At 72.1% G+C, this 25,499-nt stretch carries 22 protein-coding genes and 1 pseudogene; 19 read left to right on the top strand and 4 right to left on the bottom strand.

The genetic code is table 11. The features are described 5' to 3' along the window. Positions 1–218: 218 nt before the first annotated feature. On the top strand, positions 219–1,133 hold the full coding sequence (locus tag AB0M27_RS09690; protein ID WP_365719740.1) for a HipA family kinase: 915 nt from the start codon (positions 219–221) through the stop codon (positions 1,131–1,133). 10 nt (positions 1,134–1,143) lie between these two features. Next, positions 1,144–1,419 (top strand): Rdx family protein, encoded by a 276-nt coding sequence (locus AB0M27_RS09685; protein ID WP_365719738.1) that lies wholly within the window; start codon positions 1,144–1,146, stop codon positions 1,417–1,419. Between the two features lie 3 nt (positions 1,420–1,422). Here AB0M27_RS09685 and aceB read toward each other — a convergent pair whose 3' ends face one another. Together aceB and AB0M27_RS09675 are read right to left on the bottom strand one after the other, a co-directional pair. Further along, positions 1,423–3,048, bottom strand: coding sequence for a malate synthase A (gene aceB / locus AB0M27_RS09680; RefSeq protein ID WP_365719736.1), 1,626 nt, complete (start codon positions 3,046–3,048; stop codon positions 1,423–1,425). Between the two features lie 184 nt (positions 3,049–3,232). Beyond that, positions 3,233–3,835, bottom strand: coding sequence for a nucleotidyltransferase family protein (locus AB0M27_RS09675; RefSeq protein WP_365719734.1), 603 nt, complete (start codon positions 3,833–3,835; stop codon positions 3,233–3,235). A 129-nt stretch (positions 3,836–3,964) separates the two neighbouring features. Here AB0M27_RS09675 and AB0M27_RS09670 point away from each other — a divergent pair, with 129 nt between their 5' ends. Beyond that, positions 3,965–4,273, top strand: coding sequence for a DUF5955 family protein (locus AB0M27_RS09670; RefSeq protein WP_365719732.1), 309 nt, complete (start codon positions 3,965–3,967; stop codon positions 4,271–4,273). Positions 4,274–4,365: 92 nt separating this feature from the next. On the opposite strand, the gene AB0M27_RS09665 is transcribed toward AB0M27_RS09670, so the two are convergent. Beyond that, entirely contained in the window at positions 4,366–5,160 is a 795-nt protein-coding gene (locus AB0M27_RS09665; RefSeq protein ID WP_365719730.1) for an IclR family transcriptional regulator, read from the bottom strand. A gap of 272 nt (positions 5,161–5,432) precedes the next feature. Here AB0M27_RS09665 and allB point away from each other — a divergent pair, with 272 nt between their 5' ends. The 8 genes and pseudogenes from allB (at position 5,433) to AB0M27_RS09625 (ending at position 13,089) form a co-directional block, all read left to right on the top strand. Further along, positions 5,433–6,770: an allantoinase AllB gene (allB, locus tag AB0M27_RS09660; RefSeq protein WP_365719728.1), complete on the top strand. Its 1,338-nt coding sequence runs from the start codon at positions 5,433–5,435 to the stop codon at positions 6,768–6,770. Positions 6,771–6,822: 52 nt separating this feature from the next. Further along, entirely contained in the window at positions 6,823–7,962 is a 1,140-nt protein-coding gene (gene alc / locus AB0M27_RS09655) for an allantoicase (protein ID WP_365719726.1), read from the top strand. Between the two features lie 128 nt (positions 7,963–8,090). Further along, a complete protein-coding gene (locus tag AB0M27_RS09650) occupies positions 8,091–8,900 on the top strand; it encodes an AIM24 family protein (protein WP_365719724.1) in 810 nt (269 codons plus the stop codon). Between the two features lie 107 nt (positions 8,901–9,007). Then, on the top strand, positions 9,008–9,634 hold the full coding sequence (locus AB0M27_RS09645) for a dihydrofolate reductase family protein (RefSeq protein WP_365719722.1): 627 nt from the start codon (positions 9,008–9,010) through the stop codon (positions 9,632–9,634). A 111-nt stretch (positions 9,635–9,745) separates the two neighbouring features. Continuing rightward, positions 9,746–10,657, top strand: a complete 912-nt coding sequence (locus AB0M27_RS09640) for a DMT family transporter (protein WP_365719720.1) — start codon at positions 9,746–9,748, stop codon at positions 10,655–10,657. An 85-nt stretch (positions 10,658–10,742) separates the two neighbouring features. After that, positions 10,743–11,138: a ribonuclease domain-containing protein gene (locus AB0M27_RS09635; protein WP_365719718.1), complete on the top strand. Its 396-nt coding sequence runs from the start codon at positions 10,743–10,745 to the stop codon at positions 11,136–11,138. A 144-nt stretch (positions 11,139–11,282) separates the two neighbouring features. Further along, positions 11,283–11,828 (top strand): annotated as a pseudogene (locus tag AB0M27_RS09630) (response regulator transcription factor); the annotation flags it as partial. A gap of 79 nt (positions 11,829–11,907) precedes the next feature. Continuing rightward, positions 11,908–13,089 carry a cytochrome P450 gene (locus tag AB0M27_RS09625; protein WP_365719716.1) on the top strand — a complete coding sequence of 394 codons (1,182 nt, stop codon included), beginning with the start codon at positions 11,908–11,910 and terminating at the stop codon, positions 13,087–13,089. Between the two features lie 74 nt (positions 13,090–13,163). On the opposite strand, the gene AB0M27_RS09620 is transcribed toward AB0M27_RS09625, so the two are convergent. Next, positions 13,164–14,180, bottom strand: coding sequence for a Gfo/Idh/MocA family oxidoreductase (locus AB0M27_RS09620; RefSeq protein WP_365719713.1), 1,017 nt, complete (start codon positions 14,178–14,180; stop codon positions 13,164–13,166). Between the two features lie 129 nt (positions 14,181–14,309). Here AB0M27_RS09620 and AB0M27_RS09615 point away from each other — a divergent pair, with 129 nt between their 5' ends. The 8 genes from AB0M27_RS09615 (at position 14,310) to AB0M27_RS09580 (ending at position 25,282) form a co-directional block, all read left to right on the top strand. Then, positions 14,310–15,047 (top strand): GntR family transcriptional regulator, encoded by a 738-nt coding sequence (locus tag AB0M27_RS09615; RefSeq protein WP_365720153.1) that lies wholly within the window; start codon positions 14,310–14,312, stop codon positions 15,045–15,047. 186 nt (positions 15,048–15,233) lie between these two features. Further along, positions 15,234–16,238, top strand: coding sequence for a sugar ABC transporter substrate-binding protein (locus AB0M27_RS09610; protein ID WP_365719711.1), 1,005 nt, complete (start codon positions 15,234–15,236; stop codon positions 16,236–16,238). Continuing rightward, positions 16,235–17,290 carry an ABC transporter permease gene (locus AB0M27_RS09605; protein ID WP_365719709.1) on the top strand — a complete coding sequence of 352 codons (1,056 nt, stop codon included), beginning with the start codon at positions 16,235–16,237 and terminating at the stop codon, positions 17,288–17,290. Before AB0M27_RS09610 ends, AB0M27_RS09605 begins: the two co-directional genes overlap by 4 nt. Further along, the gene (locus AB0M27_RS09600) at positions 17,287–18,057 is read left to right on the top strand and encodes an ATP-binding cassette domain-containing protein (RefSeq protein ID WP_365719707.1); all 771 of its coding nucleotides are present in this window, start codon (positions 17,287–17,289) and stop codon (positions 18,055–18,057) included. The genes AB0M27_RS09605 and AB0M27_RS09600 overlap by 4 nt, the downstream gene beginning before the upstream one ends. Positions 18,058–18,198: 141 nt before the next feature. After that, entirely contained in the window at positions 18,199–19,344 is a 1,146-nt protein-coding gene (locus AB0M27_RS09595) for an ROK family glucokinase (protein ID WP_365719704.1), read from the top strand. Continuing rightward, entirely contained in the window at positions 19,341–19,922 is a 582-nt protein-coding gene (locus AB0M27_RS09590) for a sugar kinase (RefSeq protein WP_365719702.1), read from the top strand. The genes AB0M27_RS09595 and AB0M27_RS09590 overlap by 4 nt, the downstream gene beginning before the upstream one ends. Positions 19,923–20,018: 96 nt before the next feature. Next, complete coding sequence (locus AB0M27_RS09585; protein WP_365719700.1) at positions 20,019–22,859, top strand: SNF2-related protein; 2,841 nt, start codon at positions 20,019–20,021, stop codon at positions 22,857–22,859. 245 nt (positions 22,860–23,104) lie between these two features. Next, positions 23,105–25,282 carry an SWIM zinc finger family protein gene (locus AB0M27_RS09580; RefSeq protein WP_365720151.1) on the top strand — a complete coding sequence of 726 codons (2,178 nt, stop codon included), beginning with the start codon at positions 23,105–23,107 and terminating at the stop codon, positions 25,280–25,282. Positions 25,283–25,499 lie beyond the last annotated feature (217 nt).

Genomic DNA, 25,499 nt, shown 5'->3' with positions numbered 1-25,499 from the left:
CGCCGAAGGGCGGCTTCCAGGTGCTGCGACAAACCCGCGCCTCGACCATGCTTGAGGCAGGGACACTCCTCCCCGGTTGTCACGCTTGGTTACTATGCTCACTTCATGCCGGAGGCCGGAAGCAAGGCGGCGCACCTGATCAGGGAGGCCTCCCTGGACTGCCCCGCGTCGGAGCTGGCCGTGGAGTATAAGACGAACAACCGTGGGGGCCTTGGAAAATGCTGAGAGAGGTCACCGCAACCCGCTACATCGCACCCCTGCGCTCCGGCGGCTCCGTCCCCGGGGTCGTGGAGGCCGACGACCTCGGCACCTACGTCGTGAAGTTCACCGGTTCGGCGCAGGGACACAAGGCGCTGGTCGCCGAGGTGATCGTCGGAGAGCTCGCCCGTGCGCTCGGCCTGCGCTTCCCCGAGCTGGTCCTCGTCCACTTCGACCCCGCGATCGCCGCCGGCGAGCCGCACCAGGAGGTGCGCGAGCTGCACGGCGCGAGCGCGGGCGTGAACCTCGGCATGGACCATCTGCCGGGCGCCCGTGACTTCACCCCGCAGATCGCGAAGGTCTTCCCGGTGGACGCGCTGGAGGCGGGCCGGATCGTCTGGCTGGACGCGCTGACCGTCAACGTCGACCGTACGGTCCACAGCTCCAACCTGATGGTGTGGCCCACGCTCGGCACCGTACCGCCCCGCCTGTGGCTCATCGACCACGGCGCCGCCCTGGTCTTCCACCACCGCTGGGACACCACGACCCCGGGCAAGAAGTACGACTTCCGCCATCACGCCCTCGGCCACTACGGCCCCGACGTCCGCGCCGCCGACGCCGAACTCGCCCCGAAGGTGACCGCGGACCTGCTGCGCGGGATCGTCGCCGAGGTGCCGGACGCGTGGCTCGCCGAGGACGCCGGCTTCGCGAGCCCGGACGACGTCCGCGCCGCCTACGTCGACTACCTCATGGCCCGCGTGCGCCTGTCGCGCGAGTGGCTGCCCACCGACTTCCCGGGCCGCGAGCAGCTCGCGGCCGAGGAGGCCGCCCGCGCGGCGAAGACCCGGGCGGGCCGCCCGGACTGGCTCAAACGCGTCCCCGACCTGCACGGCAAGCCGGCGGCGGAACAGGATTGGTCGGTGCACCTGGGATGAGGCACATCGGATGAGCCATCGCGTACAGATCGAGTACTGCACACAGTGCCGCTGGCTGCCCCGCGCGGCCTGGCTGGCGCAGGAACTGCTCACCACCTTCGAGGCGGAGCTGACCGAGCTGGCGCTCAGGCCCGGCACCGGGGGAGTCTTCGTGGTCCGGGTGGACGGCGAGGTGGTGTGGGACCGCAAGGAGCAGGGCTTCCCGGAGCCCACGGCGGTCAAGCGGCTCGTACGCGACCGAGTGGCCCCGGGGAAATCCCTGGGCCACTCGGAAGGATCCTCGTGAGCGTCAGCCCTTGAGCTGCTCGTACGCCGGCAGGGTGAGGAAGTCGGCGTAGTTCTCGTCCAGGGAGACCTTCAGCAGCAGGTCGTGGGCCTCCTGCCAGTGGCCGTCGGCGAAGGCCTGCTCGCCGATCTCCTGGCGGATGCCGGACAGTTCCTCGGCGGCGACCTTGCGGGCCAGCTCGGGCGTGGCCCTGTCGCCGTTCTCGAACTCGACGCCCGCGTTGATCCACTGCCAGATCTGGGAGCGGGAGATCTCGGCGGTGGCCGCGTCCTCCATCAGGTTGAAGATGGCGACCGCACCGAGCCCGCGCAGCCAGGCCTCGATGTACCGGATGCCGACCTGGACGGCGTTGACGAGACCGTTGTACGTCGGCTTCGCGTCCAGCGAGTCGATCGCGATCAGGTCGGCGGCCTCGACGTGGACGTCCTCGCGCAGCCGGTCCTTCTGGTTCGGCTTGTCGCCGAGGACCCTGTCGAAGGACTCCATGGCGATCGGGACCAGGTCAGGGTGGGCGACCCAGGAGCCGTCGAAACCGTCGTTCGCCTCGCGGTCCTTGTCGGCGCGGACCTTCTCGAAGGCCACCTTGTTGACCTCGGCGTCGCGACGGGACGGGATGAACGCGGCCATGCCGCCGATCGCGTGTGCGCCGCGCTTGTGGCAGGTGCGGACGAGGAGTTCGGTGTACGCCCGCATGAACGGGGCGGTCATCGTGACCGCGTTGCGGTCCGGCAGGACGAACCTGGCGCCGCCGTCGCGGAAGTTCTTCACGATGGAGAACAGGTAGTCCCAGCGTCCGGCGTTCAACCCCGAGGCGTGGTAGCGGAGTTCGTAAAGAATCTCCTCCATCTCGTACGCGGCCGTGATCGTCTCGATCAGGACGGTGGCGCGGACGGTGCCCTGCGGGACGCCGACGTAGTCCTGCGCGAAGACGAACACGTCGTTCCACAGGCGGGCTTCGAGGTGCGACTCGGTCTTCGGCAGGTAGAAGTACGGGCCCTTTCCGAGGTCCAGCAGCCGCTGGGCGTTGTGGAAGAAGTACAGGCCGAAGTCGACGAAGGCACCCGGGACCGGCGTGCCGTCGGCGTCGACCAGGTGACGCTCGTTCAGGTGCCAGCCGCGCGGGCGCATGACGACCGTCGCCAGCTCATCGTTCGGGCGCAGGGCGTAGGACTTGCCGGACTTCGGGTCGGTGAAGTCGATGCTGCGGGTGTAGGCGTCGATCAGGTTGACCTGGCCGAGGACGACGTTCTCCCAGGTGGGTGCGGAGGCGTCCTCGAAGTCGGCGAGCCAGATCTTCGCGCCCGAGTTGAGCGCGTTAATGGTCATTTTGCGGTCGGTGGGGCCGGTGATCTCGACGCGCCGGTCGTTCAGCGCGGCCGGGGCCGGGGCGACCCTCCAGGAGTCGTCCGCGCGGATCGCGGCCGTCTCGGGCAGGAAGTCGAGCGTGGAGGTGCGGGCGATCTCGGCGCGGCGCTCGGCCCGGCGGGCGAGGAGTTCGTCACGGCGCGGGGTGAACCGCCGGTGCAGCTCCGCCACGAAGGCGAGCGCCGCGTCCGTGAGGACCTCTTCCTGCCGGGGCAGAGGCTCGGCGTCGACGATGGCCAGCGGGGACGGCGCTGGTGCGGACATGAGCTGTCACTTCCTTCAGCGGTGGCACCGGGTGCCTAGTGGCACGAATGGGGCAATCAGCGCCGACTGTGCGGACGGGCGCTTCTGAACAGTGGATAGTAGTTTCCTCATTGTGGAACTTCAATGGTTTGTTGATGTCGAGATTCTCTGAGTCGAGGCAAGGTGGCGCCCAGTGCCACCCCTTTCACTCAAGGTGGCGCAGGTCGGCCTCGGTGTCGATGTCGTACGGCTCGGCCACGTCCGCGCACTCCACGAGCCGGATCCGCCCGGCGTTCTCCTTCAGGTAGTCCCGTGCCCCGCGATCCCCGGTGGCGGCAGCCGCGATGCCCGGCCAGTGGGTCGCGCCGAAGACCACCGGGTGCCCGCGCGTGCCGTCGTAGGCGGCCGAGACCAGCGATTTCTCGTCCTCGTAGGCGCCGAGCACCCGTGCCACGGCCGCCGGCCCGATGCCCGGCTGGTCGACGAGGCTCACCAGCGCGGCGCGCGCCCCCGTACCGGTCAGCGAGGCCAGTCCGGCCCGCAGCGAGGAGCCCATGCCCTCGGCCCAGTCGGGGTTGTCCACGAGCACGCATCCGCTCAGCTCGGCCCGCTTGCGGACCTCGTCCGCCCGCGCTCCCAGCACGACGTGGATCCGACCGCACCCGGCCGCGCGCAGCACGCCGACCGCGTGCTCGACCAGGAGGCGCCCCCGGTGCTCCAGCAGTGCCTTGGGCCGCCCGCCGAGCCGCCTGCCCCCGCCGGCGGCGAGCAGCAGTCCGGCGACGTCCTCGTGATGGTTGTCCGTCATGCGTCCTGCATACCTGACGGGGGAGGCGGCGGCCGGTTTCCTTGGGCTTAATTTCGGTCCGCGCGGTGGCGCTCCCGGACGCGGTGGCGTTTACTGGCCCGCGCACGACGGCGTGTGAGGGGGAGGGCTGTGTTGCGGAGCTTGGGGCAGAGGCCAGTGACCGGCAGCGACGAGGATTCGAGAGTGGCGGAACTGCGGATCGCGGTGTCCCGGCTGCGCCGCGAACTCGCCGCGCACCCCTCCGACTTCCCCGACCGCGCCATAGCCGAGGACGAACTGGCGACGCTGGCGGCGATGGCCTCCGGCGGTTCACCGGAGATCCCGCGCCTGCGCAGCTCCCTGTTACTGATCGCCGGTGCCATCGGCTCGGTGAGCGCCTTGGCCAGGGGGCTGGGGGAGGTACGGCAGGCGGTGGATCTGTTCGGGGAGCCGACGTAGCGGGGCTGACCGCAACCCCCTAGGGGCGCGGGGAACCGGGCGGACAACCACGAAGCACCCGCACCCGCCGACGATCAATGCCCCCCGAGCTCTCAGGCGCCCGAACTCGCCAAAGCCCGAGACAACTCAAGGGCGATCTGCTGCAGTACCGGCACGATCTTCTCGGTCGCCTCTTCCGTGACCCGCCCGGCAGGCCCGGAGATGGAGATCGCCGCAGCCGTCGGAGACTCCGGCACGGACACCGCCAGGCACCGGACCCCTATCTCCTGCTCGTTGTCGTCCACGGCGTACCCCAGCTGCCGTACGTCCTCCAGCGCGGCCAGGAACCCCTCGGGCGTGGTGATGGTCTTCTCGGTGGCCGCGGGCATCCCGGTGCGCGCCAGCAGTGCCCGTACCTCGTCATCGGGGACGCCGGCCAGCAGCGCCTTGCCCACGCCGGTCGAGTGCGGAAGGACCCGTCGGCCCACCTCGGTGAACATCCGCATCGAGTGCTTCGACGGCACCTGAGCCACGTACACGATCTCGTCACCGTCCAGCAGGGCCATGTTCGCGGTCTCGCCGGTCTCCTCGACCAGCCGCGCGAGATACGGCCGCGCCCACGTGCCGAGCAGCCGGGACGCCGACTCGCCGAGCCGGATGAGCCGGGGGCCGAGGGCGTAGCGCCGGTTCGGCTGCTGGCGGACGTATCCGCAGGCGACCAGCGTGCGCATCAGCCGGTGGATGGTCGGCAGCGGCAGCCCGCTGGTCGCGGACAGCTCGCTCAGACCGACCTCGCCGCCCGCGTCCGCCATCCGCTCGAGCAGGTCGAAGGCGCGCTCCAGGGACTGGACCCCGCCCGCGGCGGGGGGTTTGGCGGAGTCGGTGGTGCTGGCGCTGGACGTCGGCACGGCGCGTTCCTTTCGGGATGGCAGGAGGTGAGAAGCCTACCCGGCAGCCGGTTGACTCCCTGCTTGTGCGTAACTACGTTCTGCTTGCTGGAATTGTAATTCCGCTTTGTGGAAACGTCTAGAGGGGGTGCGGGTCGGCCGCTGTCCAGAAGTGTGCCCCTTGACGACGGAGAAGCGGGAGTGAAGACTCCTTCAACAGAACGTTGAAATCCGTTACGTGGGTGTGCATCCCGTTCCTGGGGCGTAAAACGGCGGTACAGAGAGGGGTCCGGGTGTCCGACGCTGAACTGGTCCTGCGCTCGACGCGCGTCATCACTCCGGAAGGGACGCGGGCCGCCACGGTCACCGTGTCCGCCGGGAGGATCACGGCCGTCCTGCCGTACGAAGCGGAGGTCCCGGCCGGCGCGCGGCTGGAGGACCTCGGCGACCACGTGCTGCTGCCCGGCCTGGTCGACACCCACGTGCACGTCAACGACCCGGGCCGTACCGAGTGGGAGGGCTTCTGGACCGCCACCCGCGCGGCGGCGGCCGGCGGCATCACCACGCTGGTCGACATGCCGCTCAACTCCCTCCCGCCCACCACGACCGCCGACAACCTGCGGGTGAAGCGGGAGGTGGCCGCCGACAAGGCGCACATCGACGTCGGCTTCTGGGGCGGCGCCCTGCCCGACAACGTCAAGGACCTGCGCCAGCTGCACGACGCCGGAGTCTTCGGCTTCAAGGCGTTCCTGTCCCCGTCCGGCGTGGACGAGTTCCCGCATCTCGACCAGGACCAGCTGGCCCAGTCCCTGGCGGAGATCGCCGGCTTCGACGGCCTGCTGATCGTGCACGCCGAGGACCCGCACCACCTCGCCGCCGCCCCGCAGCACGGCGGCCCCAAGTACGCCGACTTCCTCGCCTCCCGCCCGCGCGACGCCGAGGACACGGCCATCGCGAACCTCGTCGCGCAGGCCCGCCGCCTCCACGCGCGCGTGCACGTCCTCCACCTGTCCTCCAGTGACGCGCTGCCGCTGATCCGCGCCGCCCGCGCCGAGGGCGTCCGGATCACCGTGGAGACCTGCCCGCACTACCTCACCCTGACGGCCGAGGAAGTCCCGGACGGCGCCAGCGAGTTCAAGTGCTGCCCGCCCATCCGCGAGGCCGCCAACCAGGACCTGCTGTGGGAGGCGCTGGCCGACGGCACCATCGACTGTGTGGTCACCGACCACTCGCCCTCCACCGCCGACCTGAAGACCGACGACTTCGCCACCGCCTGGGGCGGCATCTCCGGCCTCCAGCTCAGCCTGTCCGCCGTGTGGACCGAGGCACGCGCGCGTGGATACGGTCTGGAGGACGTCGTGCGCTGGATGTCCACCCGGACCGCGTCCCTCGTGGGCCTGGGGCAGAAGGGCGCCATCGAGGCCGGCCGCGACGCCGACTTCGCGGTCCTCGCCCCCGACGAGACCTTCACCGTCGACCCGGCCGGTCTCCAGCACCGCAACCGGGTCACCGCGTACGCCGGCAAGACCCTGTGCGGCGTCGTGAAGTCCACCTGGCTGCGCGGCGAACGCATCGTCGCGGACGGCGAGTTCACCGACCCGAAGGGCACGCTGCTCGCCCGCCCCCAGTAAGCCACCCTCCGCATCCGCACCGGCCGATTCCCGAAAGGAACCCCTGATCACCGTGACGGCGCTGCATCAATCTTCTTCGGCTCGCTTCACCGGCGACGCGAATCCCTACGGAGGCGGCGACCCGTACGCGGACTACCGCACCGCGGACTTCCCCTTCACCCAGTACGCCAACCTCGCCGACCGGCAGCTCGGCGCCGGTGTCATCGCCGCCAACGACGAGTTCTTCGCCCAGCGGGAGAACCTGCTGGTGCCCGAGCCGGCCGAGTTCGACCCCGAGCACTTCGGGCACAAGGGCAAGATCATGGACGGCTGGGAGACCCGCCGCCGGCGCGGTATCTCCGCCGAGCACCCGTGGCCGACGGCCGAGGACCACGACTGGGCGCTGGTCCGCCTCGGCGCGCCCGGGGTGATCCGCGGGATCGTCGTCGACACCGCCCACTTCCGCGGCAACTACCCGCAGGCGGTCTCGATCGAGGGCGCGTCCGTACCCGGCTCGCCGTCCCCGGAGGAGCTGCTGGGCGAGGACGTGAAGTGGACGACGGTCGTCCCGCGCACCGCCGTCGGCGGCCACGCGGCCAACGGCTTCGAGGTCACCGTCGAGCAGCGCTTCACCCACCTGCGGGTCAACCAGCACCCCGACGGCGGCATCGCGCGGCTGCGCGTGTACGGCGAGGTCGTCCCGGACCCCGAGTGGCTGACCGTCCTCGGCACCTTCGACGTGGTCGCCCTGGAGAACGGCGGCCGGGTCGAGGACGCCTCCAACCTCTTCTACTCCCCGGCCACCAACACCATCCAGCCGGGCCGCTCCCGCAAGATGGACGACGGCTGGGAGACCCGCCGCCGCCGCGACCAGGGCAACGACTGGATCCGCTACGGGCTGGCCGCCCAGTCGCAGATCCGCGCCATCGAGATCGACACGGCCTACCTGAAGGGCAACAGCGCGGGCTGGGCGTCGGTGTCGGTGAAGGATGTCGATGAAGACGGGGCCGGTGAGTGGACGGAGATCCTCCCGCGCACCCGCCTGCAGCCCGACACCAATCACCGGTTCGTGCTTCCGGCCCCGGCCGTCGGCACGCACGCGCGGATCGACATCTTCCCCGACGGCGGCATCTCCCGCCTGCGCCTGTTCGGCTCCCTGACCGAGCAGGGCGCGGCCGGCCTCGCCGCCCGGCACCAGGAACTGGGCGGCTGACCCACCCGGCCCGTACTCGCGTGGGGCGCCCCGGCCCGGACAGCGCCGGGGTGTCCCGCGCGTCACTCACAAGGGCCCGTTTTCCGGATGGCTGGAACTTACGGGTCCGTCTCCCGCGTTCTCCCCGCGTGACCCTTCAGCAAGAGATCGTCGGCAACGCCATGCAGATGGCGGTCGTCAACCTTCAGCCCGGCCAGACCGTGTACTGCGAGGCCGGAAAGTTCCTGTTCAAGACGACGAACGTGACCATGGAGACGCGGTTGTCCGGCCCGTCCGGGAACGGCGGACAGCAGGCACAGGGCGGCGGCATGGGCGGCCTGTTCCGCCAGGCCATGGGCACCGCCATGCAGGTGGGCCAGCGCATGCTCGCGGGCGAGTCGCTGGCGTTCCAGTACTTCACCTCCCAGGGCGGCCAGGGCACGGTCGGCTTCGCCGGCGTGCTCCCGGGCGAGATGCGTGCCCTGGAACTCGACGGCACACGCGCGTGGTTCGCCGAGAAGGACGCCTTCGTGGCCGCCGAGTCCACCGTCGACTTCGGCATCGCCTTCGCCGGCGGCCGCACCGGCATGAGCGGCGGCGAGGGCTTCATCCTGGAGAAGTTCACCGGGTACGGCACGGTGATCATCGCCGGCGCGGGCAACTTCATCGACCTCAACCCGGCGGACTTCGGCGGCCGCATAGAGGTGGACACCGGCTGTGTGGTCGCCTTCGAGGAGGGCATCCAGTACGGCGTCCAGCGCGTCGGCGGCCTCAACCGCCAGGGGATCATGAACGCCGTGTTCGGCGGCGAGGGCCTGTCCCTGGCCACCCTGGAGGGCAACGGCCGGGTGATCCTGCAGTCCCTCACCATCGAGAGCCTCGCCAATGCCCTGAAGAAGGCCCAGGGCGGCGACAAGCAGGGCCCGACCGGCGGACTGTTCTCCACCCACGCCGGCTGAGCCGGATTTCTTCGGGTGCGCGTGGCTCGAACCGATGAGTTGCGGGTGCGTGCGGGGTCTGAGCTGATGACCGAAAAGACCCCGCACCCGGAAAGAAGGCACCCGCCATGGGCAAGCTCGTCTCCACGATCTTCGTCACCCTCGACGGCGTATACCAGGCGCCCGGCGGCCCTCAGGAGGACACCAGCGGCGGCTTCGACCAGGGCGGCTGGAGCTTTCCGTACGGCGACGACGACTTCGGCCGGTTCGTCACCGAGGTCTTCGACCGGGCCGGCGCCTTCCTGCTCGGCCGCCGTACGTACGACATCTTCGCCTCCTACTGGCCGAAGATGACCGACCCCACCGACCCGGTGGCGTCCCCCCTCAACACGCTCCCGAAGTACGTCGTCTCCTCCACCCTCCAGGCTCCCGAGTGGTCCGGCACCACCGTCATCGGCGGCGGCCTCGCCAAGGAGGTGCAGGCTCTGAAGGAGCGCACGGACGGCGAACTCCAGATCCACGGCAGCGGCGCCCTGCTCCGCTCCCTGATCGACCTCCGGCTCCTCGACACCCTCCACCTGCTGACCTTCCCCGTCGTCCTCGGCGCCGGCCGCCGCCTGTTCACCGAGGGCGCGCTCCCCACCGGCTTCCGCCACACCGCAGGGCGCGTCACGGGCAAGGGCGTCTCCATCCAGTCGTACGACCTGGCCGGGAGCCCCGAGTACGGGTCGTACGAACTCCCGGAAGGTGCCTGAGGGCCGTACACAGCCCTGGCCGAAGATCGTCTTCGCCGGTACGGTGATCGCGCCCTGTGCGAGCCGCCGACGTCTCCGCACCCCCTTTTCGGAGACCGGGAGAGCCGCCCCATGTCGTCGATCGCCGTGCCGGGTGCAGCCGTCGCGCCCCGCCGTGCCTGGCACACCGACCTGCCCGTCCTGCTCGTCGCCGTCTGCTGGGGCGCCAGCTATCTCGCGGCCAAGGACATCACCACCGCCGGTACGGTCCTCGCCGTGCTGGTGCTGCGGTTCGCACTCGCCGTCCCCGTGCTGGCCGTCGCCGGCCGCCGGGCCCTGCGGGCGCTCAGCGGCACCCAGTGGCGCGGCGCGGCCCTGCTCGGCCTGATCCTCAGCGGGATCTTCCTGCTGGAGACCTACGGCGTGGTCCACACCTCGGCGACCAACGCCGGTCTGATCATCAGCCTCACCATGGTCTTCACCCCGCTCGCCGAGGCCGCCGTCACCCGCACCCGGCCCACCCCGGCCTTCCTCGGCGCGGCGCTGCTGTCGGTGCTCGGTGTCGTCCTGCTCACCCAGGGCGGTGGCTTCACCCGGCCGAGCACCGGCGACCTGCTGATGCTGCTCGCCGCGTTCGCCCGCACGCTGCACGTCCTCGCCATGTCCCGGCTCAGGGCCGTACAGGGCGCCGAGGCGCTGCCGCTGACCACGGTCCAACTCGGCGCGTCCGTCGCCGTCTTCGCGCTGCTGTCGGCCGTCTCGGGCGGTCCGGCGCCGTGGGCGGTCGCGGCCGGGTTCGGCGCCCGGGACTGGGCGGGGCTGCTGTTCCTGTCCGCGCTGTGCACGGTGTTCGCCTTCTTCGTGCAGATGTGGGCGGTCCGCCGTACCTCCCCGTCCCGGGTCGGTCTGCTGCTCGGCACCGAGCCGCTGTGGGCCGCCGCGGCGGGGATCGCCCTGGGCGGGGAACGGCTCGGCGCGCTCGCTCTCTTGGGCGGTGCGCTGGTGCTGGCGGGCACCGCGTGGGGGCGCAGGGCGGCAGGTTAACTTCCCGAAAACTCATGGGACTTGAAGGGAAATTGTTCAATCTTGTCATTGACATGCCAACGTCTACGCGCGTCATCATGTGGGCATGAGATTCCCCCCACGCGCCACTCGCATCGGCGCCGCAGCCGCGCTCCTGTCCGCCCTCCTCGTGGGCGGCACCGTCTCCGCCACCACGGCGGACGCCGCAGCCTCGTCGGTCGGCAGCATCTGCTACAGCGACCTGCCGTCGCAGGCCTACGACACCCTGGACCTGATCGACCAGGGCGGCCCGTACCCGTACTCGCAGGACGGCACCGTCTTCTCCAACCGTGAGGGCGTCCTGCCCGGCGAGTCCTACGGCTACTACCACGAGTACACGGTGATCACCCCCGGCTCCTCCACGCGCGGCGCCCGGCGCATCGTCACCGGCGAGGCGTACCAGGAGGACTACTACACCTCCGACCACTACGCCACGTTCGACCTGATCGACTTCGGCTGCTGAGCCGGACGACGACAGAACCCGGGGAACAGCGCGAAGGATCCGACGCACCAGCCCCGCCCCGCGGTCGACCCCCCACCCAATGTGCCGCGGGGCGGGACGGGGCGTGGTCGCGACGTCACGAGCGGGCCGCCGGGGATCGCCCCGGCGCTCGTCGCGCGGACCCGGCCGGACGTCGTCCTCATGGACATCCGGATGCGGTCGGTGGACGGGCTCACCGCGACCGAGGGGCTGCGTGCGCGGTCCGACGCCCCACAGGTCGTGGTGCTCACCGCCTTCCACGCCGACGAGCAGGTGCTGCACGCCCTGCGCGCGGGCGCCGCCGGATTCGTGCTGAAGGACACCCCGCCGGCCGAGATCGTCGACGCCGTGCGCCGGGTCGCGGCCGGCGACCCCGTGCTGTCGCCCGCCGTCACCCGGCAGTTGATGCGGCACGCGGCCGGCAGTGCCGCCGACGCGCGCCAGGCACGCGCGCGTGAACGGCTCACCGTCCTCAACGACCGCGAACGCGAGGTCGCCGTCGCCGTCGGCCGCGGCCTCGCCAACGCGGCGATCGCCACCGAGCTGTTCATGAGCGTGGCCACCGTCAAGACCCACGTCTCCCGCATCCTCGCCGAACTCGGCCTCGACAACCGCGTCCAGATCGCCCTTCTCGCCTACGACGCCGGACTCCTCGAGGACGACGGGCACTAACGGGGTGCCCTGGACGTTCAGGCGGTACGGGGTGCTGCTGTCCTGGCCTCGGGGGCCGCAAGGGGAGGACGGGAAGGACATGGAGCCGATCGACCTGGGGGAGTACGGCGACGAGCTGCGCCGGAACCCGCACGCGGTGTACGCGCGCCTGCGCGAGCGCGGCCCGGTCCACCGCGTCCGGCCGCCGGGCTCCGACAAGGACTACGAGAGCTGGCTCGTCGTCGGGTACGAGGAGGCCCGCGCCGCGCTCGCCGACCCGCGCCTGGCCAAGGACGGCAGCAGGATCGGCTTGACCTTCCTCGACGAGGACCTGATCGGCCGGCACCTGCTGGCCACCGACCCGCCGCACCACACCCGTTTGCGCGGCCTCGTCGCCCGGGCCTTCACCATGCGCCGGGTCGAGCGACTGCGCCCACGCGTCCAGCAGATCACCGACGACCTGCTGGACGAGATGCTCCCGGCCGGCCGAGCCGACCTCATCGGCTCGCTCGCCTACCCGCTGCCCATCACCGTCATCTGCGAACTGCTCGGCGTCCCGGAGATGGACCGCGACGAGTTCCGGAAGCTGTCGACGGAGGTGGTCGCCCCGACGAGCTCGCAGAGCGAGTACGACGCGGTGGTCCGCCTGGCCGGGTATCTGACGGAGCTGATCGAGGACAAGCGGTGCGCCGGCCCGGCCGACGACTTGCTCAGCGACCTGATCCGGGCCACCGCCGAGGACGGCGACCGGCTCTCGGCGCAAGAGCTGCGCGGCATGGCCTACTTGCTGCTGATCGCCGGCCACGAGACCACGGTCAACCTCATCGGCAACGGCGTTCTCGCGCTGCTCACCCACCCCGGCCAACTCGCCGCCCTCCGCGCCGACATGGGCCTGCTGGACGGCGCGATCGAGGAGATGCTGCGCTACGAGGGCCCGGTGGAGACCGCCACCTTCCGGTACGCCACCGAGCCCCTGGAGATCGCCGGCACCCGGATCGGGCAGGGCGAGCATGTGATGATCGGCCTCACCGCGGCCCAGCGCGACGGCGCCCGCTACGCCGAACCGGACCGCTTCGACATCCGCCGCGATCCCCGCGGCCACCTCGCCTTCGGCCACGGCATCCACTACTGCCTGGGCGCGCCCCTGGCCCGCCTGGAGGGCCGTACGGCCATCGGCACCCTCCTGCGCCGCGCCCCCGCCCTCACCCTCGACGGCCCACCCGGCGAATGGCTCCCGGGCCTTTTGATGAGAGGCGTCCGCATCCTGCCGGTGCGCTGGTAGCGCTTCAGCCGTCCGCTCAGGGCCGCCGTTCGGCAACCGGCCGGGGGTCATACGGCACCCGTGCCAGGCCCCGGCTACGACGCCCCCACCCGGTCCGGGATCTCCGCCAGGGCCACCGGGCGCCGCTCCCGCCGGGAGACCTCGCAGGCCTCGGCCACCCGCAGGGCCTGCAAGGCCTCTTGGCCGTCGCACGGGTTGGCGCGCTCGCCGAGCGCCACTTGCACGAAGGCGTTGAGCTCGGCCTCGTACGCGGGGCCGAACCGCTCCAGGAAGCCCGGCCACGGCTTGTCCGCGGGCGGTGGCCCGGTCGGCTCGGTGGAGGCGAGCGGCGTACGGTCGTCCAGGCCGACCACGACCGTGTCCGCCTCCCCGGCCAGCTCCATGCGCACGTCGTACCCGGCCCCGTTCAGCCGGGTCGCGGTGGCCGTGGCGAGCGTGCCGTCGTCCAGCGTGAGCAGCGCCGCGCCCGTGTCGACGTCGCCGGCCTCGCGGAACATCGCGGGCCCGGCGTCGGACCCGGTGGCGTAGACGTCGGCCACCTCACGGCCCGTCACCCACCGCAGCACGTCGAAGTCATGGATCAGCGTGTCCCGGAACAGTCCGCCGGACAGCGGCAGCCAGTCGGGCGGCGGAGGGGACTGGTCGCAGGTCATCGCGCGCACGGTGTGCAGCCGGCCGAGGCGTCCGGAGCGGACGGCCTCGCGGGCGCCGGCGTATCCCGCGTCGAAGCGCCGCTGGAAGCCCATCTGCAGAATCGTGCCCGCCGTCTCCACCTCGGCGAGCGCCTGCAGTGTGCCCGGCAGGTCGAGCGCGATCGGCTTCTCGCAGAAGACCGGCAGGCCCGAGCGGGCTGCCCGACCGATCAGTTCGGCGTGGGCCGACGTCGCCGTGGTGATCACCACCGCGTCCACGCCCCACTCGAAGATCTCGTCCACACCAGGCGCCGCCGTCTCACCCAGCCGGTGTGCCAGTCCCTGCGCCCGCGCCGGATCCGCGTCCGTCAGGATCAGCGATCCGACCTCACGGTGGCGGCTGAGCGTTCTCGCGTGAACGGTGCCGATGCGGCCCGTACCGATGACCCCGATGCGCATGGAAACAAAGTGAGGGCGGAGCCCGTACGCTGTCAATGCGTATGTCCGGACAACCGGACTACACGACTTCCCGTCAACCGGCCACGGGGCTACGCTCGGGCCGTGCCGAAACCAGATGTGGACCCCACCGTGTCGCTCGACCTTCATGTGGACCGTAGCTCCCCGGTGCCGTTGTACTTCCAGCTCTCCCAGCAGCTGGAAGCCGCCATCGAGCACGGCAGCCTCACCCCGGGCAGCCTGCTGGGCAACGAGATCGAGCTGGCCGCGCGGCTCGGCCTGTCCCGGCCGACCGTCCGCCAGGCCATCCAGTCCCTCGTCGACAAGGGGCTCCTCGTGCGCCGCCGCGGCGTCGGCACACAGGTGGTGCACAGCCAGGTCAAGCGCCCGCTGGAGCTGAGCAGCCTGTACGACGACCTGGAGGCGGCCGGCCAGCGCCCCGCGACCAAGGTGCTGGTCAACACCGTCGTGCCGGCCTCCGCCGAGGTCGCCGCCGCGCTCGGCGTCCCCGAGGGCAGCGAGGTGCACCGCATCGAGCGGCTGCGCCTCGCGCACGGCGAGCCCATGGCGTACCTGATCAACCACCTCCCGCCCGGCCTGCTCGACCTGGACACCGGCCAGCTGGAGGCCACCGGCCTGTACCGGCTGATGCGCTCGGCCGGGATCACCCTGCACAGCGCCCGCCAGTCCATCGGTGCCCGCGGTGCCACGGCGGCCGAGGCCGAGCGGCTCGCCGAGGACGAGGGTGCCCCGCTGCTCACCATGCAGCGCACCACTTTCGACGACACGGGCCGCGCGGTCGAGTTCGGCGACCACACCTATCGTCCGACGCGCTACTCCTTCGAGTTCCAGCTTCTCGTCCGGCCCTGACCTCCGACCCGCTGACAGCTGACCTCGATCCTGAATTCGTCGCAATGTCTGGACATTTGGACCGGTCGGTGATCCCCGGCTGTGTCATGAGTGTCACCTGTGTTCGATACTGGAGCGTTTGGGGCCGCTGAGCTGATCGCCGGCCCCTTCCGTACGTACGAACACAGCAAGAAGGGGCACTGCCTCGTGGCACGGTTCAGGACCTGGGCGGTCATCGCGCTGACAGGGGCACTTTCGCTGTCCCTCGCGGCGTGCAGCAGCACCGGAGGCAAGCGGGCCGAGGACGCCCGCAAGGCCGCCGCGGCCCAGGGGGGAGCGGCGGTGAACACACCGCGCTGGACCTTCGCGATGATCACCCACTCCGGAGACGGCGACACCTTCTGGGACATCGTGCAGAACGGCGCCGAGCAGGCCGCCGCCAAGGACAACGTCAACTTCCTGTACTCGCACGACGCCGAGGCCCAGCAGCAGGCGCAGCTGGTGGACGCGGCGGTCGACAAGAAGGTCGACGGCATCATCGTCACCCTCGCCAAGCCCGACGCCATGAAGGCCGCCGTGGCCCGCGCCGAGAAGGCCGGCATCCCGGTCATCACGGTGAACTCCGGCTCCGAGGAGTCCAAGGCCTTCGGTGCCCTCACCCACATCGGCCAGGACGAGACCATCGCCGGCGAGGCCGTGGGCGACGAACTGAACGAACGCGGGAAGAAGAACGCCCTGTGCGTGCTGCACGAGCAGGGCAACGTCGGCCACGAGCAGCGCTGCGACGGCGTCGCCGAGACCTTCCACGGCACCCTGCAGAAGCTGTACGTCAACGGCACCAACATGCCCGACGTGCAGTCCGCCATCGAGGCCAAGCTCCAGGCCGACGACTCCATCGACTCCGTCGTCACCCTCGGCGCCCCGTACGCCGACACCGCGGTGAAGGCGAAGGGGGACGCGGGCAGCAAGGCCGAGATCGACACCTTCGACCTCAACGCCCAGGTCGCCGCCGAGCTGAAGAACGGCACCCTCGGCTTCGCCGTGGACCAGCAGCCGTATCTCCAGGGCTACGAGGCGGTCGACCTGCTGTGGGCCTACAGGTACAACGGCGACGTCCTCGGCGGCGGCAAGCCGGTCCTGACCGGCCCGCAGATCATCACCAAGGACCAGGCCGCCGCGCTGGCCGCGTACACCGAGCGGGGCACCCGATGAGCGCGACGGCCAAAGAAACGGCCGGCGAGCGAGCGGGTGACGAAAGGATTCTGCAGACCTCGGCCCTGCGGAGACCGCTCGCCCGCCCCGAGCTCGGCTCGACCGTCGGCGCGCTCGCCGTCTTCGTCTTCTTCGCCTGCGCCGCCGACGGGTTCCTGCGCGCCTCCAGCCTCAGCACGATCCTGTACGCCTCCTCGACCATCGGCATCATGGCCGTACCGGTGGCGCTGCTGATGATCGGCGGGGAGTTCGACCTGTCGGCCGGTGTCCTGGTGACGTCCTCGGCGCTGATCTCCTCGATGTCCAGCTACCAGATGACGGCGAACACCTGGGTCGGCGTCGGCGTGTCCCTGCTGGTCACCCTCGCCATCGGCGCCTTCAACGGCTTCATGCTCACCCGCACCAAACTGCCCAGCTTCATCATCACGCTGGGCACCTTCCTGATGCTGACCGGCATGAACCTCGGCTTCACCAAGCTGATCGACGGCACGGTGTCGACGAAGACCATCGGGGACATGGAGGGCTTCCCCTCCGCCCGCGCGGTCTTCGCCTCGACGCTCACGATCCGCGGGGTCGACTTCAAGGTCACGATCCTGTGGTGGCTGGGCCTGGTCGCCCTCGCCTCCTGGATCCTGCTGCGCACCCGCACCGGCAACTGGATCTTCGCCGTCGGCGGCAACGAGGACGCGGCCCGCGCGGTCGGCGTCCCGGTCGCCAAGACCAAGATCGGCCTCTACATGGGCGTGGCGTTCGGCGCCTGGATCTCCGGCCAGCACCTGCTCTTCTCCTTCGACGCCGTCCAGTCCGGCGAGGGCGTCGGCAACGAGCTGATCTACATCATCGCGGCCGTGATCGGCGGCTGCCTGATCACCGGCGGCTACGGCAGCGCGATCGGCTCCGCCGTGGGCGCCCTCCTCTTCGGCATGACCAGCAAGGGCATCGTCTTCGCCGAGTGGAACCCCGACTGGTTCAAGTTCTTCCTCGGAGCGATGCTGCTCCTCGCGACCCTGCTCAACGCCTGGGTCAAGAAGCGCGCGGAGGTCAACAAGTGACTCTGGTCGAGCTGGCCGACGTCAGCAAGCACTACGGCACCGTCCGCGCCCTCGAAGGCGTCTCGCTGGAGGTCCACCCCGGCGAGATCACCTGCGTCCTCGGCGACAACGGAGCCGGCAAGTCCACCCTGATCAAGATCATCGCGGGTCTGCACCGGCACGACGGCGGCACCCTGAGCATCGAGGGCGAGGAGACGACCCTCTCCTCCCCGCGCGAGGCCCTGGACCGCGGCATCGCCACGGTCTACCAGGACCTGGCGGTGGTCCCCCTCATGCCGGTCTGGCGCAATTTCTTCCTCGGCTCCGAACCCCGCAAGGGCAAGGGCCCCTTCAAGCGCCTGGACACCGACCTCATGCGCCGTACGACCCGCGAGGCGCTGCTCCGCATGGGCATCGACCTCCGTGACGTCGACCAGCCCATCGGCACCCTGTCCGGCGGCGAACGCCAGTGCGTGGCGATCGCCCGGGCGGTCCACTTCGGCGCGAAGGTCCTGGTCCTCGACGAGCCGACGGCGGCACTGGGTGTGAAGCAGTCCGGTGTGGTCCTGAAATATGTGGCCGCGGCACGGGACGAGGGCCTGGGCGTTGTCTTGATCACCCACAACCCGCATCACGCGTACCTGGTGGGGGACAGGTTCGTGCTGTTGAGGCGCGGCACAATGGTGGGCAATTACACACGGGACGAGATCACCCTGGACGAGCTGACCCAGCAGATGGCGGGAGGATCCGACCTGGACGCTCTGCGCCACGAACTGCAGCGGAATTAAAGGTGCGTAGCTGCATCGGTGAGCGGCTCCGACGCGGGGCGCGACCGGCCACGGACCAGTCGCACCCGGCACTGATCGCGCACCCCTCTTCCCCCTTGCCCGTACCGCACCCTTACCCACGGTGAGGCACAATCGAGCGCGATGAGCACCTACCGCGACCTCACCGCCCCCATCGGCTCCCGCCGAGCCCCGGTCCTGCGTACCGTCGGCACGAGAGAGCGCCGGTCACACCTGACCGCGCCCCGCGTGCCCACGGTCGGGATCGACATCGGCGGCACCAAGGTCATGGCGGGCGTGGTGGACGCGGACGGCAACATCCTGGAGAAGCTCCGCGCGGAGACCCCGGACAAGTCCAAGAGCCCCAAGGTCGTCGAGGACACCATCGTCGAACTGGTCCTGGACCTGTCCGACCGGCACGACGTGCACGCGGTCGGCATCGGCGCGGCCGGCTGGGTCGACGCCGACCGCAACCGCGTCCTTTTCGCCCCGCACCTGTCCTGGCGCAACGAACCGCTGCGCGACCGCCTGAGCGGCCGTCTCTCCGTGCCGGTCCTCGTCGACAACGACGCCAACACCGCCGCCTGGGCGGAGTGGCGCTTCGGCGCAGGGCGTGGCGAGGACCACCTCGTCATGATCACCCTCGGCACCGGCATCGGCGGCGCCATCCTGGAGGACGGCCAGGTCAAGCGCGGCAAGTACGGCGTCGCCGGCGAGTTCGGCCACATGCAGGTCGTGCCCGGCGGCCACCGCTGCCCGTGCGGCAACCGCGGCTGCTGGGAGCAGTACAGCTCCGGCAACGCGCTGGTCCGCGAGGCCAAGGAGCTGGCCGCCGCCGACTCCCCGGTGGCCTACGGGATCATCGAGCACGTCAAGGGCAACATCGACGAGATCACCGGCCCGATGATCACCGAGCTGGCCCGCGAGGGCGACGCGATGTGCGTGGAACTGCTCCAGGACATCGGCCAGTGGCTCGGCGTCGGCATCGCCAACCTCGCCGCCGCCCTCGACCCCTCCTGCTTCGTCATCGGCGGCGGGGTCTCGGCCGCCGACGACCTGCTCATCGGCCCCGCCCGGGACGCCTTCAAGCGCCACCTCACCGGCCGCGGCTACCGCCCCGAGGCCCGCATCACCCGCGCCCAGCTCGGTCCTGAGGCCGGCATGGTGGGTGCCGCCGACCTGGCCCGGCTGGTCGCCCGCCGGTTCCGCCGGGCCAAGCGCCGCCGGGTGGAGCGGTACGAGCGCTACGAGCGGTACGCCCAGGCCCGACACGACCGGGACACCGCATGACCGCATCACTGCCCCGCCAGGCCGCCCCGCCGGACGGGTCGCGCCGCGCTGCCGAGGGCCCCGGGCACAAGGCCAGGCGCCGCGCGCTCACCCTGCTGATCATCGGCCTGCTGATCGGCGTACCGGCCGGCTACCTGGTGATCTCCGCGAACCAGAGCCGCAACAGCGGCAAGGACAAGGAGGCGAAGTACTCGGCGACCGGCCTCACCCCGGGCTGGCCGTCGAAGGTGCAGCGCCGCCTCTACCAGGTGACGGTCCCGCACCCGGCCGACTACATCGCCTCCTACGAGACGAACAACTGGAAGACCAGCCGCCTCTACGTGCAGTTCCGCACCAACGCCGCCGGTCTGGACGGCTTCCTGCAGACCATCGGCGCACGCCGGGACGAGCTGAAGAAGGGCGACATCGCCATCGGCTCCCGCGACCAGAGGGTCAGCGGCTGGCACTTCACCGGCGCCGGCCCCTGGTGGGGACTCACCCACAAGCAGAAGAACCCGGCGCCGACCCAGGACGTGGTCGTGAACATGTCCGACCCGAAGAACCCGATGGTCTACGTCGTCTCCCGCACGGTCCCGTAATCGTGGGCCCGGGCCGGTCCCGGGGCCGATTGTCAGACCCCGCCCGTAGAGTCGAAGACGTCTGATCCGGCACAGGGGCGGGAGGTGGCAGGACGTATGAGCGGCGGCACGGTGGCGGTGGCCGAGCGCACGGGCGACTCCGGGCAGGCCGGGAACCCGGTCCCGGTGCGTCTCGCGTCCGTCTATCTGCCAGCGCCCCTCCCGCGCGAGGGCCGGATCGCCTTCTGGGACCCCGAGGGAGGGGCCGTCCAGGGCGACACCGCCGAGATCACGGTCGTACGACGCCATGGTGCGGGGGTGCGCCGCCGGCAGGTGCCCGCGCTCACCCTGCCGCTCGCCGAGGCTCTGCCCGTGCTGGTCCGGGCCCGCCGCGACCCGGCCGCCCATCCGGCCACGGCCTGCTGGGGGGCCGCCGCGTTGCACGCGCTGCGGCTGGTCGCCCGCGGCCGGCTGCTGCCGGGCCTGACCCCGACCGGGCACGACGCCTGGCGGGCCGGCCCGCTGGAGCCCGCCGACATCGCCCACCTGCGCGCGGTCGCCGCGGCCCTGCCCCCGGAGGGCCACGCCGTGCCGCTCCCGGACCCGGGCCCGCTCCAACTGCCCGAGCCGGAGGCCCTGATCCGCTCCTTCCTGGACGCGGTCGCCGACACCCTGCCCCGCACCCCGGCCGCCCCGTACACCTCCGGCCGGCCCTTCGCAGCCCGGGAGCCCGTGGCGCTGCCCCAGGCCCATGAATGGGCGGCCGAGGTCGCCGCCGGCATGGACGCGGGCGTGCGGATCTCGCTGCGCCTGGACCTGTCCGCGTACGACGTCTTCGATGCCGGCGAGCACGACGGCGCGCGCGCTGCGGGAGCGGCGATCGTGCAGGTGCACAGCCTCGCCGACCCCACCCTGGTGGCCGACGCGGCGGCCCTGTGGGCGGGGGAGGCCGACACGGCGTTCGGGCCCCGCTCGCGGGTGGACGCCGCCCTCGCCGTGCGGCGCGCGGCCCGCGTGTGGCCGCCCCTGGACCGGCTCGCCGGACAGGACGTGCCCGATGTGCTCGCGCTGTCCGAGGAGGAGCTGGGCGAGCTGCTCGGCGTCGGTGCCACTCGGCTGGCCGCCGCCGGGGTCGCCGTGCACTGGCCCCGGGACCTCGCCCGCGACCTCACGGCCGCCGCGGTGGTCCGCCCGGCGCCCGGCTCGGCGACGGACGGCACCGGCTTCTTCGAGAGCGAGGAACTGCTCCGGTTCCGCTGGCAGTTGGCCCTCGGCGGGGACCCGCTCAGCGAGGCCGAGATGGACGCCCTGGCCGAGGCCCACCGTCCGGTCGTACGGCTGCGGGACCGCTGGGTGCTGGTCGACCCGGCCCTCGTCCGCAAGGCCCGCAAGCGCGAACTGGGCCTGCTCGACCCGGTCGACGCGCTGTCCGTCGCGCTCACCGGCACCGCCGAGCTCGACGGCGAGACCGTGGAGGCGGTGCCGGTCGGCGCGCTGGCCGCCCTCCGTGACCGGCTCACCGCGGGCCTGCGCCCCGCGGACCCGCCGGCCGGCCTGGCCGCCACCCTCCGCGACTACCAGCTGCGCGGTCTGGCCTGGCTGGACCTGATGACCTCCCTCGGCCTCGGCGGCTGCCTCGCCGACGACATGGGCCTCGGCAAGACCGTCACCCTCATCGCCCTGCATCTGAAGCGCGCCCGCACCGAGCCGACCCTGGTCGTGTGCCCCGCGTCCCTCCTGGGCAACTGGCAGCGGGAGATCACCCGTTTCGCGCCCGGCGTCCCCGTCCGCCGCTTCCATGGCCCGGACCGCACCCTGGACGGCCTCGACGGCGGGTTCGTCCTCACCACGTACGGCACCATGCGCTCCACCGCGGCCCGCCTGGCCGAGCAGCCCTGGGGCATGGTCGTCGCCGACGAGGCCCAGCACGTGAAGAACCCCTTCTCGGCCACCGCCAAGGCACTGCGCACCATCCCGGCCCCCGCGCGCGTGGCGCTGACCGGCACCCCGGTGGAGAACAACCTCTCCGAACTGTGGGCCCTGCTCGACTGGACCACCCCCGGACTCCTCGGCCCCCTGAAGTCGTTCCGCGCCCGGCACGCGCGGGCGGTGGAGAACGGCGAGGACCAGGAGGCGGTCGAGCGCCTGGCCCGCCTGGTACGGCCGTTCCTGCTGCGCCGCAAGAAGTCCGACCCCGGCATCGTCCCCGAGCTGCCCCCCAAGACCGAGACGGACCACCCGGTGCCGCTCACCCGCGAGCAGGCCGCGCTGTACGAGGCGGTGGTGCGCGAGTCGCTGCTGGCCATCGAGACCGCCGAGGGCATCGCCCGCCGGGGTCTGGTGCTGAAGCTGCTGGGCGCCCTGAAGCAGATCTGCGACCACCCGGCGCTGTACCTGAAGGAGGACCCGCACGCCGACCGGCTCCTGGCCCGCTCCGGCAAACTCGCCCTGCTGGACGAGCTGTTGGACACCCTCCTCGCCGAGGACGGCTCGGCGCTCGTCTTCACCCAGTACGTCGGCATGGCCCGCCTCATCACCGCGCACCTGTCCGCCCGCGCGGTCCCGGTCGACCTGCTGCACGGCGGTACCCCGGTCCCAGAGCGCGAGCGCATGGTCGACCGCTTCCAGAGCGGCGAGACACCGGTCCTGGTGCTCTCCCTGAAGGCAGCCGGCACGGGCCTGAACCTCACCCGCGCGGGCCATGTCATCCATTTCGACCGCTGGTGGAACCCGGCGGTCGAGGAACAGGCCACCGACCGCGCGTACCGCATCGGCCAGACCCAGCCGGTCCAGGTCCACCGCCTGGTCACCGAGGGCACGGTCGAGGACCGCATCGCCGAGATGCTCACCGCCAAGCGCGCCCTCGCCGACGCCATCCTGGGCTCCGGCGAGGCGGCCCTCACCGAACTGACCGACCGCGAGCTGTCCGACCTCGTCTCGCTGCGGAGGCCGTCGTGACGCACGGCGAACAGCGCCCCGGCGACGCCGCCCGCCGGGCACTGCGGGAGGCGCGGCAGCGGGCGGAGGCCGAGCGGGCCGGGGCCGAGCGGATCGGGTCACAGCCGGCCGGGTCCGAGCGGGCGGAAGCAGGGCAGGAGGAGACCGCGGAGGAGCAGGCGGCGTCCGGGCGCGCGGTCGAGAGGGGCGACACCGTGGAACCGAGGCCCGCGGACGTCGCGCGCGCCGCCCTCCGGGCGGCGGCCATGCCGCCCGTGCCCGCCCGGTCGGACACCGGCACGCCGGACGAGACCGGCGACTGCGCCGCATCCGCCGACAGCAGGGCAACAGGAGCTCGGGCGCAGTCTGCCGACGGAGGAGCGCTCGGTGCCAAGGCGCGGTCTGTTGACGAGGGCGGGCCCGGTGTCACGGCGCGGCCCGCGAGCGCGGGTGAGCGACACGTGCCCGGCGCCGCCCGTGCGGTTGACCGAGGGGTGCCCGGCACCGCCCGTGCGGGAGAGGGAGACGTGCCCGGCGCCGCCCGTGCGGTTGACCGAGGGGTGCCCGGCACCGCCCGTGCGGGAGAGGGAGACGTGCCCGGGTCCGCCCGTGCGGAACGGCCCGTGATGCGTCCCGCCGACGTGGCCAGGGAAGCGCTCCGGTCCGCCCGCCGGGAGGCGCTGCGCGCCGAGGCCGAGGCGGACGAGGCCACTGCGCGCGGCAAGCGGTCGCAGGAACCCCGTACCCGACGCGGGCCGCGCGCGACCGGTGGCTCCGCCGCGACGGCGCCGCGCCCGGCGACCGCCCCCGGACCGGACTCCGGGGGCGCCCGCATCAAGGCTGCGCAGGAGATGCGGCACTACCTGGCCAACGCCTTCCGGATGCCGATGTGGTCCGACAGCCCGGAGGACGAGACCCCGAGCACGGACACCAGCGGCAGCGGTGACAGCACCGACGCCACCGACACCACCGAGCCGCGCCCTGTCACCCCTCCCGCCGAGCCGGACCCCGCTCCCGCCGGGCCGGAGCCGACGCGGGACGAGTCGGCGTCCCCGCGCACGCCCCCTGCCCCATCCGTTCCCACCACCCCCACCACCTTCACGGACCACCCCGCCACTCCCGCCGAGCCGCACCCCGCGCCCCCCGCGCCGGTGTCCCCCCACGTGCCCGCCACCATGGCCAGCCCCCACCGCGACTCCGAACTGCGCCGCACCTTCCCGGAGTTCGCGCCCCGCGAGGCCACCGACGAGGGCGCGCCGTTCGCCGGCACCTGGTGGGGCAATGCCTGGGTGGCCGCGTTGGAGCAGGGCGCGCTGGACCCCAAGAGGCTGGCGCGGGGCCGCGGTTACGCCGACCAGGGGCACGTCGACGCGATCACCGTGACCCCAGGGCTGGTGCTGGCGTACGTCCGGGGGAGCCGGCCCCGGCCGTACCGGGCGCAGGTGCGGGTCCGCACGCTGGAGGACGCGGACTGGGCACGGTTCCTGGACGCGGCCGCCGACCGGCCGGGGCACATCGCCGCGCTGCTCGACAAGGAACTGCCCCAGTCCCTCGCCGACTGCGGGGTGCCCCTGCTGCCCGGCCCCGGCGACCTCGTGCCGCGCTGCAGCTGCCCCGACTCCGGGCATCCCTGCAAGCACGCGGCAGCGCTCTGCTACCAGACGGCACGGCTGCTCGACGCCGACCCGTTCGTGCTGCTCCTGCTGCGCGGCCGGGGCGAGCGGAGCCTGCTCGACGCGCTGTCCCGGCGCAGTGCCGCCCGCGCGGCCCGCGCCGCCCAGGAACGGCAGCCGCAGTCCCTGCCGGGCGTACGTGCGGCCGACGCCCTCGGGCCGCGCGAACTCCCGCCGCCGCCCCCGCCGTTGCCGGGGCCCCCGCACCCCGAGCAGCCCCCGGTGTATCCGGCGGTGCCCGGCGGCCCGGACCCCTTCGCGCTGGACCAGCTCGCGACCGACGCCGCCGCCCGTGCCCACGCGCTGCTCGGCACCGGACGGGACCCGGTCGGGGAGCTGACCCTGTGGCAGGACGCGGTGCGCCTGGCCGCCGCCCGCCCCGGCTCCGGCCTCACGGCCACCACCCGCACCCTCTACGCCACGCTCGCCACGGCCGTCGGCCGCCCCCCGGCCGAGCTCGCGCGGGCCGTCGCGGCCTGGCGCCAGGGCGGGGCCGCCGGGCTGGCCGTCCTGGAGGAGCCGTGGGACCCGCCGGCCGGCCGCTTCGACCGGGCACGCCCGCTGCTGCTCGCCGCCGACCTCCCGGCGTTCCGCCCCTGGCGCAATCGCCTCACCCATCCGCGCGGCCACGTCCAGCTCCGGCTGGGCCGCGACGGCCTGTGGTACGCGTACGAGTCGGAACCGGACCGGGACGACTGGTGGCCTCGCGGCACTCCCGATCTGGACCCGGTGGGCGCCCTGACCGGCCTCGGTATACCGGACGACGTCTGACCGCAGTGACACGAGAAGGCCGGTGCCGGCAGCGGTTGTCGCTGCCGGCACCGGCCTTCAGGTGCTGGGGTGCGTCGGCTCAGTACGCGGAGTTGACGTTGTCGATGGAGCCGTAGCGGTGTGCGGCGTAGTTGGCGGCCGCGGTGATGTTGGCCACCGGGTCGGTGACGCTCTGGGCCGTGCCCGAGACGTGGTAGGCGTTGAAGGTGGGGTCGAT

Origin of the sequence: Streptomyces sp. NPDC052107 (assembly GCF_040680215.1) — a bacterium.
In the GTDB taxonomy this organism is placed as follows: domain Bacteria; phylum Actinomycetota; class Actinomycetes; order Streptomycetales; family Streptomycetaceae; genus Streptomyces.
The sequence above is the reverse complement of the archived record's forward strand: the minus strand, read 5'-3'. Positions and strand labels throughout refer to the sequence as shown.